The sequence below is a fragment of the Candidatus Solirubrobacter pratensis genome (assembly GCF_000425945.1).
Taxonomy (GTDB): Bacteria; Actinomycetota; Thermoleophilia; order Solirubrobacterales; family Solirubrobacteraceae; genus Solirubrobacter; species Solirubrobacter pratensis.
In genome coordinates this window covers 309208-322226 of record NZ_KE384481.1, presented here as the reverse complement: position 1 = coordinate 322226, position 13019 = coordinate 309208, and the positions used below count along the sequence as shown (strand labels likewise).

15 protein-coding genes are annotated in these 13019 nt (G+C 74.6%); 4 read left to right on the top strand and 11 right to left on the bottom strand.

Going from position 1 to position 13019, the window contains the following annotated elements; genetic code table 11:
- A complete protein-coding gene (locus tag H958_RS0131060) occupies window positions 1–192 on the top strand; it encodes a hypothetical protein (RefSeq protein ID WP_028061506.1) in 192 nt (63 codons plus the stop codon).
- 47 nt (window positions 193–239) lie between these two features.
- A complete protein-coding gene (locus tag H958_RS0131055; protein ID WP_028061505.1) occupies window positions 240–638 on the top strand; it encodes a VOC family protein in 399 nt (132 codons plus the stop codon).
- Here H958_RS0131055 and H958_RS0131050 read toward each other — a convergent pair.
- From H958_RS0131050 to H958_RS44450, 3 genes are read right to left on the bottom strand one after another with little or no spacing between them, the layout of a single operon-like run.
- Window positions 617–1411 (bottom strand): thioredoxin domain-containing protein, encoded by a 795-nt coding sequence (locus tag H958_RS0131050; protein ID WP_028061504.1) that lies wholly within the window; start codon window positions 1409–1411, stop codon window positions 617–619. The genes H958_RS0131055 and H958_RS0131050 overlap by 22 nt on opposite strands.
- A gap of 19 nt (window positions 1412–1430) precedes the next feature.
- Window positions 1431–2381 carry a DUF2332 domain-containing protein gene (locus H958_RS0131045; protein ID WP_196807654.1) on the bottom strand — a complete coding sequence of 317 codons (951 nt, stop codon included), beginning with the start codon at window positions 2379–2381 and terminating at the stop codon, window positions 1431–1433.
- Window positions 2378–2923, bottom strand: coding sequence for a hypothetical protein (locus H958_RS44450; protein ID WP_028061502.1), 546 nt, complete (start codon window positions 2921–2923; stop codon window positions 2378–2380). Before H958_RS44450 ends, H958_RS0131045 begins: the two co-directional genes overlap by 4 nt.
- A 51-nt stretch (window positions 2924–2974) precedes the next feature.
- Here H958_RS44450 and H958_RS41700 point away from each other — a divergent pair, with 51 nt between their 5' ends.
- Complete coding sequence (locus H958_RS41700; RefSeq protein WP_051325055.1) at window positions 2975–4828, top strand: aminodeoxychorismate synthase component I; 1854 nt, start codon at window positions 2975–2977, stop codon at window positions 4826–4828.
- Here H958_RS41700 and H958_RS41695 read toward each other — a convergent pair.
- Both H958_RS41695 and H958_RS41690 read right to left on the bottom strand, forming a co-directional pair.
- Window positions 4785–5390 (bottom strand): TetR/AcrR family transcriptional regulator, encoded by a 606-nt coding sequence (locus H958_RS41695; RefSeq protein WP_051325054.1) that lies wholly within the window; start codon window positions 5388–5390, stop codon window positions 4785–4787. The genes H958_RS41700 and H958_RS41695 overlap by 44 nt on opposite strands.
- A gap of 45 nt (window positions 5391–5435) precedes the next feature.
- Window positions 5436–6707, bottom strand: a complete 1272-nt coding sequence (locus H958_RS41690; RefSeq protein ID WP_037412137.1) for an NAD(P)/FAD-dependent oxidoreductase — start codon at window positions 6705–6707, stop codon at window positions 5436–5438.
- Window positions 6708–6745: 38 nt separating this feature from the next.
- Here H958_RS41690 and H958_RS41685 point away from each other — a divergent pair, with 38 nt between their 5' ends.
- A complete protein-coding gene (locus H958_RS41685) occupies window positions 6746–7261 on the top strand; it encodes a DoxX family protein (RefSeq protein WP_081686473.1) in 516 nt (171 codons plus the stop codon).
- Here the strand turns inward: H958_RS41685 and H958_RS0131015 are convergent.
- The 6 genes from H958_RS0131015 to H958_RS0130985 all read right to left on the bottom strand — a co-directional run bounded on the left by H958_RS0131015 (window position 7239) and on the right by H958_RS0130985 (window position 13006).
- Complete coding sequence (locus tag H958_RS0131015) at window positions 7239–8231, bottom strand: substrate-binding domain-containing protein (protein ID WP_028061501.1); 993 nt, start codon at window positions 8229–8231, stop codon at window positions 7239–7241. The two genes, H958_RS41685 and H958_RS0131015, sit on opposite strands and share 23 nt — an antisense overlap.
- Window positions 8222–9763: a sensor histidine kinase gene (locus H958_RS44445; protein WP_051325053.1), complete on the bottom strand. Its 1542-nt coding sequence runs from the start codon at window positions 9761–9763 to the stop codon at window positions 8222–8224. Before H958_RS44445 ends, H958_RS0131015 begins: the two co-directional genes overlap by 10 nt.
- Window positions 9760–10473, bottom strand: a complete 714-nt coding sequence (locus H958_RS0131005) for a DUF4097 family beta strand repeat-containing protein (protein ID WP_028061500.1) — start codon at window positions 10471–10473, stop codon at window positions 9760–9762. The genes H958_RS44445 and H958_RS0131005 overlap by 4 nt, the downstream gene beginning before the upstream one ends.
- 32 nt (window positions 10474–10505) lie before the next feature.
- Window positions 10506–10829 (bottom strand): hypothetical protein, encoded by a 324-nt coding sequence (locus H958_RS0131000; RefSeq protein WP_028061499.1) that lies wholly within the window; start codon window positions 10827–10829, stop codon window positions 10506–10508.
- Between the two features lie 408 nt (window positions 10830–11237).
- Window positions 11238–11552: an antibiotic biosynthesis monooxygenase family protein gene (locus H958_RS0130990; RefSeq protein ID WP_028061498.1), complete on the bottom strand. Its 315-nt coding sequence runs from the start codon at window positions 11550–11552 to the stop codon at window positions 11238–11240.
- A 47-nt stretch (window positions 11553–11599) separates the two neighbouring features.
- Window positions 11600–13006: an APC family permease gene (locus H958_RS0130985; RefSeq protein ID WP_028061497.1), complete on the bottom strand. Its 1407-nt coding sequence runs from the start codon at window positions 13004–13006 to the stop codon at window positions 11600–11602.
- Window positions 13007–13019 lie beyond the last annotated feature (13 nt).

Below are 13019 nucleotides of genomic sequence, written 5' to 3'. Positions count from 1 at the left end.
GTGCTGGTACCGAAGACGATGATCGTCGACCGCCTGCGCGGTCGCGGTGACTACGACGCCGCCGAGCGGGCGGACCGCGAGCTGGCGGAGAAGGTCGACACCGAGCAGGACGCGGCACTGCTCGCCGAGCTCGACATCGACGCCGAATCGCTCGACGACGACTTCGACGGGCAGGCGCCCGCGACGGGCTGACCCATCGTCCAAGACGCGGACGGTGCGCGGCGCGTACCGTCCGCGTCATGAAGTCCAACATCTTCCCGACGCTTCGCTACCGCGACGCGGACGCGGCGATCGCCTGGCTCGAGGACGTCTTCGGCTTCGAGGAGAAGGCGGTCCACCGCGGTGATGACGGCGTCGTCCACCACGCCGAGCTGCGCCTCGGCGACGGCCTGATCATGCTCGGCCAGCACCGGCCGGACGGCTTCTTCGGCGAATCGACGCCCGACGCCGACGCTTCGCCGGCGGCGATCTACGTCGTGCTCGAGGACGTGGACGCGCATCATGCACGGGCGGTGGAGAAGGGCGCCGACGTCTTCCGCCACCCGGTCGACCAGGATTACGGCTCGCGCGACTACGCCGCGCGCGACCTCGAGGGCAACCGCTGGTCGTTCGGCACCTACGACCCGTACGCCCAGTAGAAGTCGGCGCCCGCCGCGATCGGCCGCGCCGCCTTGGAGAGGGCGGCGCGGACGGTCTGCTCGCTGTCCTGCATCAGCGCGACGACCTCGGCGGTCGCGAGCGGGGTCCGCGCCCAGGCGAGCAGCTCCTCGACCGACTCCGGGCTCGCCCGCCGCACGATCCCCGGCGCCTGCGAGGCGATCGCGACGTCGTAGGCCTCCATCGGGCTGAACCCGGGCACAGCGGCCGTCCCGATCTCGTAGCTCGGCGCGCTGTAGCGGCGCTCTTGCGCGGGGCCGCTGAGCTTGTGATCGAGGGCGCGGGCGGCGGGGGAGGGGTCGCGCGCCGCGGCGACGTCGTCCTGGAGCGCCTGCTCGGCGTCCCAGCCGGCGAGCTCGTCCGGATCGAGGCCGGCCTCGCGCGCGGCATCCGCGATCAGCGCGGGGTCGTCGAGCAAGCCGCCGAGCATCGCCCGCACGCGCAGCGCCCGCAGCAAGGGCTCGGCGTGCGCGGGCGCGTGGATCCGCGCGGCCACGACGGCGCGGCACGCCGGCTCGGACGAGAAGCGACGCGCGTAGGGCGACGGATCGATCGGCATCCGGTAGCGGCGCTGCAGCCCCGGCGCGCCCTCGGCCAGCTTCGCGTCCTCGCCCGGCTCGAGCGTGAGGACGATCATCCGGGCGGTCCAGCGGAGCTGGTCGCCGTAGTGCCACTTCAGCCGCCAGCGCACGGGCTCGGCGGAGAAGGCGAACGGGCAGGCGGGATCGGTGAAGAGCGTGATGTCGAGCGGCATGGACGCGGGATGATGCACGTCACGCCAGCCACGTGAGCGAGGCGCCGTGGGAGTCGGTGTGGGCGACCGGCTCGCCGCCGCGCGCGAGCGCGAACATGGACGGCGGGACGCTCGCGGGGTCCAGGCCGAGGACGCGCGGCGCCTCGTTGGCGATCCAGGTCGCGCCGACGTCCTGCACCGCCGCGCGGAACGCCGCCCGCCCCTCGCGCGGCACGTACGCGAGCACGGCGGTGTGGAAGACGACGAGCGTCGCGTCGCGCGGGGCCTCGGCCGCGAGCGCCGGGAGGTCGGTGGTGAGGTCGCCCTGCACGATGCGCGGCGGATCCTGCCTGGCGACGCCGATCGCGGCGCGCAGCGTCTCGAGCCGGTCGCCCTCGCCGGGCCAGACGAGCGCCTCGAGCCACCTCACCTGCTCCGGGTCGGCGACGTCCACCGGCTCGAGGTCGAGCCCGGCGCGCCACGCGACGCGGGGAACTGAAGCGGGAAGCGGCGCGGGGCCGCGGACGCGGCAGCGCAGCACGGGGCCTCCGCCGCCGACGCGATGCGTCGCGCCGCCGGCGTCGTACTCGTAGGCGTAGCGGTCGGGGAGCAGGCACAGCCCGGCGCTCGCGCCGACCTCGAGCAGCGCGAGCGGCTGGGGGAGCGCGGCGAGCAGCGGCAGGAGCGTCGCGCAGCGCGCCGCCTCGTTGGTCTGCGTGCGGCGCGCGAGCAGGAGCGCCTCGACGTCGTCGCGGCGCTCGCTCAGCAGCGTCCGCAGCTCCTCGTAGCCGTCGAGCTCGCCGCCGACGACGCGCGCCGCAGAGAACAGCAGGTTCGGCTGGCGCTTGCCGACGGGCAGCCGGTCCAGCCAGGCGAGCAGCTCGTCGTCCTCCGCCACGCCGCGCGCCAGCTCGACATACAGCGGCGAGCGCCCCGCCGCCTCGTTCGCGGCGAAGTCGCGGTAGCCCGCGCGCAGCCGCTCGACGCTCACGTCAGCGCGTCGCGCCGGTCGCGGAAGAACTTCAGCGCGGCCTCGCGGTCGCCCCACGGCCCCTCGGCGCCGGTGAAGCCCCTCGCGTTCCACTCGGGCGCGGGCGGCGGGGCGGTCCAGGGCGCGACGTAGAGGTAGGGCTCGTCGTGGTCCTCGTCGCCCGGCGAGGCGCCGTAGGTCGCCTCCTGATCCTCGAACGCGACATCGAAGTGCTCCGGCCAGAGGTGGATCTCCGACGGATCGGCCGCCTCCGCGCGCAGCGTCTCGAGCACCTCCTGCGCGAACGCGAAGAACTCGGCCAGGCGGGCGGCGTCGCCGGGATCGACGTCGATCGCCGAGCGCGTCTCGGTGCCGTCGGCGTCGAGCTGGACCAGCTCGGCGCCCTCGACCCTGACCTGCCCGCCGTCGGGGAACGGCGGCGTGCCCCAGCCGCCCGGCGTGGGGGTGAGGGCGATCTCGTTCCCGGTCGCATGCACCCGTGCCGGGGAGACGACCTGCTCGGCGAGACGGTGCAGCTTCTCGCGCGTCTGGGCGAAGCTCATGCCGCAATGGTCGCGCACGAGTGTTCCGAGTCGGGACACTAGATTTCCCGCGTGCTCTCGCCCGCCCGCGCCGCGCGGATCGCGCTGGACTGCTCGCTCCCGCCGGAGCGGGTGCTGCTGGCGCTGCGCGACGAGCCCTGGCCGTTCGCGCTGACCGGCCGCTGGGCCGGCGGCGGCGCGATCGTCGGCGCCTCGCCCGTGCAGGTCCTCGACGGGGAGGACCCGTTCCAGGCGGTCGACCGCGTGCCGCCCGCGCGCGGGGACGCCGTCGTCGGCGGCGGCTGGTTCGGGTGGCTCGGGTACGGGCTCGGCGCGCGCGTGGAGCGGGTGCCGCCGCGGCCGCCGCGGCCCGCCCCGCTGCCCGATGCGCACCTTGCGTACTACGACCACGTGCTGCGGCTCGACGCCGAGGGGCGCTGGTGGTTCGAGGCGCTCGCGACTCCGGCGCGCGAGGCGGCGCTGGACGCCCGGCTGGAGGCGGTGCGGGCCAAGCTGGCGGCGGCGCCGGAGGGGCGCGATCCCGGCGTAGGAACGTTCACCCTGCGAGCGCCCGGGGCGGCCGGTCACACCTGGGCAGTGCGCGAGTGCGTCGAGCGGATCGCGGCGGGGGAGATCTTCCAGGCGAACCTCTGCCTGCGGCTGGAGACCCAGTGGTCGGGCGACGTGACGGAGCTGTTCGCGCGAGCGGCCGGCTCACTGCGGCCGGCCTACGGCGCGTGCTTCCCGGCGCCGTGGGGTGGGATCGCGAGCCTCTCGCCCGAGCTGTTCCTGCGCCGCGCCGGCCGGGAGGTCGCGACGGGCCCGATCAAGGGCACGATGGCGCGCCCGGGCGATCCGGCCGCGCTGCGGGAGTCCGCCAAGGACCGCGCGGAGCACGTGATGATCGTCGACCTGATGCGCAACGACCTCGGGCGCGTGTGCGAGTACGGGTCGGTCGTCGCGCCGGACGCGCCGGAGGCGCAGCCGCACCCGGGCGTGTGGCACCTGGTGTCGGAGGTGCGCGGCCGCCTGCGCGAGGACGCCGGCGACGGTGCGCTGCTCCGCGCCGCGTTCCCCCCGGGGTCCGTGACGGGCGCGCCGAAGGTGCAGGCGCTGCGCGTGATCAGCGAGCTGGAGGCGACCGGGCGCGAGGTCTATACCGGCGCGATCGGGTTCGCCAGCCCGCTGGCGGGACTGGAGCTCAACGTCGCGATCCGCACGTTCGAGGCGCGCGACGGCCTGCTCTGGCTGGGCGCGGGTGGTGGAATCGTCGCCGACTCTGACCCTCAGCTGGAGCTTGAGGAATGTCTCGTGAAGGCGAGGCCGTTGATCGCGGCCGCCGGGGGAGAGATCGCGCCCGTCGAAGCGCGCGGCGACCGCGCCGGCGCCCCGCCCGCGCTCGCCGGCGGCGGGCTCCGCCCCGACCCTGACCGCGGCGTGTTCGAGACCGTCCTCGTCCGCGACGGCGCGCCCGTGAACCTCGACGCGCACCTCCGCCGCCTCCGCGCCCGGCCGGAGCTGCCCGCCGTCGAAGGCGACGGCGCGTTGCGCATCACGGCCGGCGGGACCGCGTTCCGCCCCCTGCGCCCGCGGCGGCTGCCGATCGTCCTGGAGCCCTACGTCCTCCCCGGTGGGCTCGGCGACCGCAAGTGGCAGGACCGCGACCTGCTGCGCGCGCTCTCTCGGGGCGGCACCACGCCGCTGCTCCTCGACGCCGACGGCGCCGTGCTGGAAGCCGCGTGGGCGGCGGTCCTGATCCGCCGCGGCGACCGGCTCTACACGCCCGAGGAGGACGGGCGGATCCTCGCGAGCACCTCGCGGCCGGGCGCGACCCAGCGGCGCCTCACGCTCGCCGACCTCCGCGCCGCCGACGAGATCCTGCTCAGCTCGTCGCTGGCCGGACTGGTGCCGGCAGTGCTGCGCTGAGCAGCAGCCGCCCCAGCTCCTGCGCCCGCGCCGCGGCCTGGACGTCTCCCTCCGCGGCCGCGACCAGCGACCCCTTCATCAGGATGTGCCACTGCCGCGCGAAGCCGTCCGGCTCCTCGACGCCCGCTTCGTGCGCGAGCCCGGAGAGGAACTCGCGGATCGTCGCCAAATGCTCCACGCTCGCCCGCCGCACGGGATGGTGCAGGTCGCCGATCCCCAGCATCACGTTCACGAACGAGCAGCCCTCGTAGTCGTCGCGCGCGAACCACTCGCCGAAGATGTCGAAGATCGCCAGCAGCCGCCCCGCGGGGTCGTCGGCGCGCCGCATCACCTCGCCCTGCAGCCAGTCCTTCGTCCACAGCTCCTCGCGCCGGCGCAGGAACGCCAAGATCAGCTCGTCCTTGGAGCCGAAGTTCCGGTACAGCGACATCTTCGCGACTCCTGAGTCCGCGACGATCGCGTCGACGCCGACCGCATGGGTGCCGTGGCGGCTGAAGAGGTCGTACGCGGTCTCGAGGATCCGCTCCCGCGCGCTGAGGCGATCCGCGGGCGACGTGCCCATGAGGCCCGCGACTATAACGCCGCGCGCAGCCGAACCCTCCGCCGCCTACGGCATGTGCTCGTCGCCCGTGATCAACCGCGCGCCGCGGCCGTGCGTGAAGAAGCTGATCGACCAGCGCAGGAACACGAGCAGCCGGTTCTGGAAGCCGATCAGGTACCAGAGGTGGATGAGCAGCCACATCAGCCAGGCGAAGAACCCGCTCAGCTTCAGGCCCTTCAGGTCCGCGACCGCCCGCGCCCGGCCGATCGTCGCGAGGTTGCCCTTGTCGACATAGCGGAAGTCGGCGGCCCGCGCGCCGTCCAGCCGCGCGCGCACGAGCCGCGCCGCGTAGCGCCCCATCTGCATCGCCACGGGCGCCACGCCCGGGTACGGGGGCTCGCTGCGGACCTTGACCATGTCGCCGATCGCGATCACCTCGGGATGGCCTTCCACGGTCAGGTCCGGCTCGACGACGATCCGGCCGACGTTGTCGGTCTTCGCGCCGGTCGCCGCGGCCAGGTGGCCGGCGATCGAGGCCGCCAGCACCCCCGCCGCCCAGATGATGGTCTTGGCGGGGATCCGCTCCTCGCCGTCGCCGGAGCGCACGAGCACGCTCTCGTCGTCGAGGTCGGTGACCATGCGATCGACCAGCGGCGTCACGCCGAGCGACTCGAGCGACCGGAACGCCCGCGCGGAGAGCCGCGGCGGGAACGCGGCGAGCACGCGGTCGCCCGCCTCGATCAGCAGCACGCGGGCCTTCTCGGTGTCGGCGAGGCGGAAGTCGCGCCGCGTATCGCGGGCGATCTCCGCGATCTGCCCCGCCATCTCGACGCCGGTCGGGCCCGCGCCGACCACCGCGAACGTCAGCAGCGCCGCGCGCTGAGCCGGATCCTCCTCGACCTCGGCGGCCTCCAGCGAGCGCAGGATGCGGCTGCGGATGTGCAGCGCGCCCTCCAGCGACTTCAGCTCCGACGCGACGTGCTGCCATTCCGGGTGGCCGAAGTAGTTGTACTTCGAGCCGCCGCCGACGATCAGCGTGTCATACGGGAAGCGCTCCTCGCCGAGCACGGTCCGCACCGGCAGTTCGCGCGCGTCGAGATCGAACCCGGTGACCTCGCCCATGACCACGCGGACGTTCTCCTGCCCGCGGAAGATCGCGCGCAGCGGGTAGCAGATCTCACCGGGATTCAGCGCGCCCGTGGCGACCTGGTAGGCGAGCGGCTGGAACAGGTGGAAGTTGCGCCGGTCGACGAGCGTGATCTCCACGTCGGCGCGGCGCAGGTGGAGCGCCGCCTGCAGTCCGCCGAAGCCGCCGCCCACGATGACGACTCGATGCATAGTGGTGGGACTCTAGGTGCCCGGGGTACAAACAAGCCATGAGACTCGGGATCACACTCCTGCGCACCGTGGTGGGCGCGCTCTTCATCGGTCACGGCCTGCAGAAGCTCGCGGGATGGTTCGGCGGCTACGGATTGAAGGCGACCGGCGGGGCGTTCGAGCAGATGGGCTTCAAGCCGGGTGTGGTTCACGCGGGGGCGGCCGGCGCGGCCGAGACACTCGGCGGCGTCATGCTGATGACCGGGGTCGCGACGCCCGCCGCCACGGCGATGGTGACCGGCACGATGACGACCGCGATCGAGCGCGTGCACTGGCAGAAGGGCATCTGGAACACCGAAGGCGGCTTCGAGTACAACGCGGTCCTGGTCGCGGCGGCGGCCGCGATCGCCGACGAGGACGACGGGCCGGCGTGGGCGCTGGCGGGCCTGGCCGCCGGCGTGCTCGGCGGGCTCGCGGTCGCGAAGCTGATCGCGCCGGCGCCCAAGCCCGAGGAGTCCGCGGTGCGCTTCGACCGCGAAGGCGAGCAGGTGCCTACCGGATCGACCGCCGGCTGAGCTCCATCGCCTTGGGCGCGTCGGCCTCGGTGACGAAGTGCGGGCCGGTGGCGACGACGTCGCCTTCGGCGGGGAACAGGCCGTAGCGGACGCGCTGCGCGAGCATCTCGATCGGCAGGTAGCCCTGCAGGTACGGCTGCTGGTCGACGGCGAACGCGATCCGGCCGGCCTCGAGCGCGCGCAGCACGTCCGGCCCGAGGTCGAAGGTCCCGATCTCGACGCGCCTGCCGCGCAGCGCCTCGGCCGCCGCCAGCCCCGTCACCGAGTTCATGCACAGCACACCGGTCGCGCCGTCCTTGGCGACGGCCTCGGCGATCCGCCTGGGCGTCCCCGGCGCGTCGTCGGTGACGCCGACCACGCGTGAGCTGCCGCCTGCCGCGCGCATCGCGCGCGCCAGCCCCGCGCAACGGGCGTCCAGGCCCGTGTTGCCGATCTGCTGGTTCACGCACAGCGCCCGCCGCACGCCGAGCTTCGCGAGCCGCCGGCCCGCCTCGAGCCCGGCGCGGTCCTCGAGCTGGCCGACGTGCGCCAGCACCCCGAGCTTCTTGTAGAGGCTCGCGCCCGAGTTGATCGAGACGACCGGGACGCCGGCCTCGACCGCCCGGCGGATCGCCGGCGCGACGGCCGGCTCGGGGACCGAGACCACCAGCCCGTCCGGCCTGCTCGCGACCGCCTCGTCGATCAGCTCGCTCATCCGCTGCGCGCTGTAGACGTCCGGCGCGCGGTAGTCGACGAGCACGTCGAGCGTGCGCGAGGCGGCCTCGACGCCGTTGCGGATGATCGCCCAGAACTTGCTCGAGGCGGGCCCGTGCGTGACGACCGCGATGCGGACCGAGCCCTCGGGGCGCGGCGCCTCGCGCGTGGCGACCGGCGTGCCCGAGGCGATCTTCACGCCGGGCTCGCGCACGACGCTCTTCCCGCCGCAGCCGGCGAGCAGCAGGGCCAGCGCCAGCACGCGCTTCACGGGCATGGGATGCGGGCGTGCAGTCGTGTCCCCGCGCCGGGCGGGCTGTCGATGCGCAGGGTGCCGCCGACCGCGGCGAGCCGGTCCTGCAGGCCGCGCAGGCCGCTGCCGGCCTCGAGGTCCACGCCGCCGACGCCGTCGTCGGCGATCAGGACGAGGACCTCGTCCCCGTCCTGCACGACCTCGACCCGTGCGCACGTCGCGTGCGCGTAGCGGGAGACGTTGGTGAGCGCCTCGGCGACGAGGAAGTACGCGGCCGCCTCGACCGGCGGCGCGAGCCGCCGCTGCACGCGCACATCGGTCTCGATCGGGATCGTGCCGCGCTCGGCCAGGGCGCCGATCGCCGGCGCGAGCCCCCGGTCGGTGAGGATCGCGGGGTGGATGCCGCGGGCGAGCTCGCGCAGCTCGGCCAGCGCGGTGGCGAGCCGCCCCGACAGGTCGTCGATCTTCCGCTCGAGGTCGGTGCCCCTGGTGCTCGCGCGCAGGACACGCAGCTCGAGCGCCAAGGCGACGAGCTGCTGCTGCGCGCCGTCGTGCAGGTCGCGCTCGATGCGGCGCCGCGCGGCGTCGCCCGCTTCGATGATGCGCAGGCGGCTGACGCGCAGCTCCTCCACGCGCGCGGCCAGGTCGGCCTTCAGCCGCTCGTTGTCGATCGCCAGCGAGGATGCCGCCGCGGCGGCCTGGACGAGCTCCGCGGTCGTGTCCAGCGCCGCGTCGTGGATGATCGCGGCGACGCGGCGGCCGTCGCGCTCGACCGCCGTCCAGGTGCGGCCGGACCCGGGCTCCGGAAGCTCCACGGGGCGGCCCGACTCGTCGACGAAGCGCGCGCGATCGGGGAGCCAGTAGGCGACCGAGACGCTGCTGTCGCCGAGGCTCTCGGCCAGCGCCTCGCGCACCGGCCCGCCGGCCACCGCGCGCGCAGCGAGGAAGGCGCGCGTGATCGTGGCGAGCACGCCGTACAGCGACTCGAACGTGGCGATCACCAGCGCCGCGGCGGGCAGCGTCAGCGCCAGCATGATCAGCCCCAGGGCGGGGCCGAGCGTCCACGGGCCCACGAAGTCGACGTCGCCGACGCCCGCCACGCCCTGGACGCCGAGCGCGAGCGCCTGCGCGAGCAGGAGCACGGGGATCAGCGCGACGGCGAACATCGCCGCGGTCAGCAGTGGCCGCATCGAGAGGTGCGCCACGTAGCGCCACTGCAGGCGGTCGGACAGGATGTCGAGCGCCTGGCGCAGCGCGCCGCCCGCCGTTCGCACTCGGCCGGGTACCGGCGGGATGCCGGCGCCGAGCCAGCGGTTGGCCGCGCGGCGGTCGGCCCGCACGAGCCCGCGGCAGGCCGCGGCGGCGGCGATCAGCAGCGGCAGCCCGAGCCCGATGGAGCTGAGTGCCGCGCCGAGCAGCAGGGCCAGCACGGCGGGGATCGAGAGGATCGCCACCGGCAGGCCGAGCAGGAGGTAGGCGGCGGCGTGCCCGGCGCGGTCGAAGCGGCGGCGAAGGCCGAGCACGGAGAGCCGTCCCTCGACGGCCTGCGCGGTCACGCGGCGCCCTCGACCCGCACGTGCCCTGAGCCGCTGAGCGCGCGGATCGCGAACGGCGCGTCCGGTGAAGCCTTCACGCCGCGTACCGTCTCATCTCCGGAGGCGCTCTCGGCGTCGAGGTCGTAGCTGCCGGGCGGGACGACCGCCGTGACCGAGCCCGAGTTCGTGCGCAGCGACAGCTTCGGCGGCGAGCACGCCGTGCGCGCGGCGACGTCGCCGGACTCCGCGCGCGCGTCGAGCGAGAAGCCGCAGAAGCCCGCGACCTCGATGCTGCCGCGGCCGCTCGCGAGCACGGCGGAGCCGCGGTAGCCGCGCATCTGGACGCTGCCGCTGCCGGTCCTGACCTCGACCGGCAGGTTGTCGGGGACCGTCACGCGGTAGGCGACCTTGCACTTCCCGAGCAGCGATGTCGGGCAGCGCGAGCGGACGCGGAAGACGCCGTCGACGACCGAGCGCGTCGTCTTCGCGCCGTGGCCGAACGCGAAGCGCTCGGTGCGCTCGACGGTGACCGCGTCGCGGCGGCCGCCGCCGACGATCACGATCGCGCCGTCGCCGAGGTCGAACGCGACCCCGCGCAGCGCCCCGGTCACCGGATAGGAGACGAGCCGCTCACGCGTCGAGGCGAGCGCCCCGACCGCGAGCGCAAGCGCTCCGCCGACCACCAGCAGGGCCGAGATCGCGATGACACGGCCCCATGGCGAGACGCGCATCCGGCGATCCTAAACCGGACGCGCGAGTCCCGTCAGGCGCCTGCGGGCCAGACGCGCGGCAGCCGCTGCATGCGGCCGCGGCGCTCATGGCGAAGCTGCCGGGCGCGCTCGGTCAGCATCCATAGCGCCTCGGCGGAGGAGTGGAACGGGTCGGCGACCCCGTGGCCGTCGTCGAGCGAGAGCGCGGCCCACGTCTCGTCGCCGACGTCGGCGACCAGCACGGCGCCGCGCGGCGCTCGGCTCGAATCCAGCTCGGCCAGCCGGACCAGCGCCGCCTCGTCGTCCGAGGAGGCGAAGCGGATGGTCAAGGCGGCGTCCGACGGGGTCTGCTTGCGGGCTGTCAGCGTCTTGAGCATGTGTCCATTCTCGGCCTGAGACGGGCCTGCCGCATCGGGCGGATGGAGCGTCGTAACGGGTCGTCCGCCTTACGCGCGGCGGAACTCCCCTTAGGCGCGAAAATGCCTGCATACCGCCATGTTCTCCCGTGCTCCGAGCGGCTCGCCGGCGGGTGACAGTCGTTGTCCCCGCCGCCGCCCATCCGGTCGCCGCGGCGGGTGCGGACGGACCGCTCCACCTCTTCGTCTCGAGCCAGAGGAGCGTTCGTATGCAGCGCCGTCCACAGATGTCCCGCCGACCCTCGGCCGGCGGCAAGAGCACCAGGCCCATGCCGGTCAAGCCGCCGCAGCACGACCCGCGCAAGGTCGTGGCGCGCAAGCGGCCGCCGCGCCCGCAGGGCCGCTAGCGGCGAAGCGACGGGGGCCGGCCTACGCGGCCGGGCCCTCGAGCTCGAGCACGTCGAACGACCACACCTCGCTCGCCGTGCCGACGGGCCCGTCGGTGCGGTGCTGCGCGTGGCCGGCGGCGAAGTCCGGGCTCTTCATCCACGCCTGGAAGTCCTCCTCCGAGCGCCAGCGCGTGATCACGAGGCAGACCTCGCGGTCGTCGTTGGGCCGCAGCAGCTCGAAGGCCTCGAAACCCTCGGCGCTGGAAACGCGCCCGGCGCGGGTGGCGAAGCGGTGTGCGAACTCCTCGAAGCGCTCGCGCGGGACCGTGATGGCGTTGATCTTGACGATGCTCACGTCACGAGCGTACGCAGGCGGGCTCATGTCCCTCGCACCTCGCGCGCCTAGGGTCCCGGCGTGACCGCGCTCGCCGTGCTGCTGTTCGCCGCGATGGTCGCGGGCTGGGCCGGGCTGTTCGCGCTCTGGTGGTTCGTCTTCCGCAACGGCGGCGACTGAGCGTCGCGCGCGCGGCGCCGCGCGGTCCAGCCGGCGCCGGACGCGAGCGCCGCGACGATCACCGGCGGCAGCGCGTACCAGCCTTGGCCCGCGAGGATGCCGGCCATCAGCGCGAGCATCACGCCCGCGCCGAGCCGCCGCCCGAGCGGCCGCGGCGTCCGCACGTAGGACGCCAGCGCGAGCGCGTAGATGAACATGAACACCGCGCTCACCCCGACCACCAGGTGCAGGACGAGCCCGGGCACGAACGCGGCGCCGCAGGTGATCGCCGCGCCCGGGACCTGCAGCACGAGCACGGCGCGGCGCGGGATCCCACGCGCGTCGAGCTTCGCCAGCCAGGCCGGCGCGCGCCCTTCGCGGGCCGAGGCGAACAGCAGCCGCGAGATGCCCCACAGCCAGCTGGCGTTGTTGGCCTGCATCAGCGCCAGCGCGAGCACGGTGATGACCGCGACGCCGGCGGCGGGCACCGCGACGTGATGCGCGAGCTGGGCGACGCCCGAGAGCTCGTCGACCTGGCCGGGCGGGATGATCGCGCCGATGTTGGCGGTCAGCAGCGCCGCGAGCAGCCCGTAGGCGGCGAGCGCGACGAACGCGGCGATCAGGTAGTCGCGGCGCGGGTTGCGCATCTCGCCGGCGACGAACGTCATGTTCTCGAAGCCCGCGAAGCCCCAGAAGGCGACCAGCACGCCCCCGAGCAGCGGGTCGAGCGAGTGCAGCCGCGGGAGCACCGCGTCATAGCCGGGCCGCGCCTGCGGGAAGGTCAGCGCGACCAGCAGCACGGCGGCGGCGAGCAGCGTGAAGGTCGCGATCGACTGCAGGCGCGCGCCGGTCTTGGCGCCCACGAGGTTCGTCTGCAGCGCGCCCGCGATGACCGCCAGCGCTCCCGCGAGCCGGACCGGGGTGCCGCCGCCGACGGCCGCCTGGAGGTAGCCGCCGGCGACCAGTGTCGCCGCGGCGAGCGCGGGCGGGAAGAGCAGCGCGAACAGCAGCGGCACGCAGGCCGCGACCTCCGGCCCGAGGCCGCGCGCGATGAAGCCCTCGATGCCGGCGCCGTCATGGCTCTCGCGCACCATCTCGCCGAACACGAGCAGCAGCGGGACGCAGAGCAGCGTCGCCAGGCCCCAGACGACGAGCGCGTCGTGGCCGGCCAGCGCGTAGATCGTCGACGGGAGGAAGAGGATGCCGGAGCCGGCGACGCTGCCGATCGCGAGCGCAATGCCGCCGCCGAGGCCGAGGGTGCGCTGGAGTTGTGCGGGCACGCCGGTCAGCCTGGCGGTGGCGACCAAGAAGAGCAATTCGAGGTAGCAT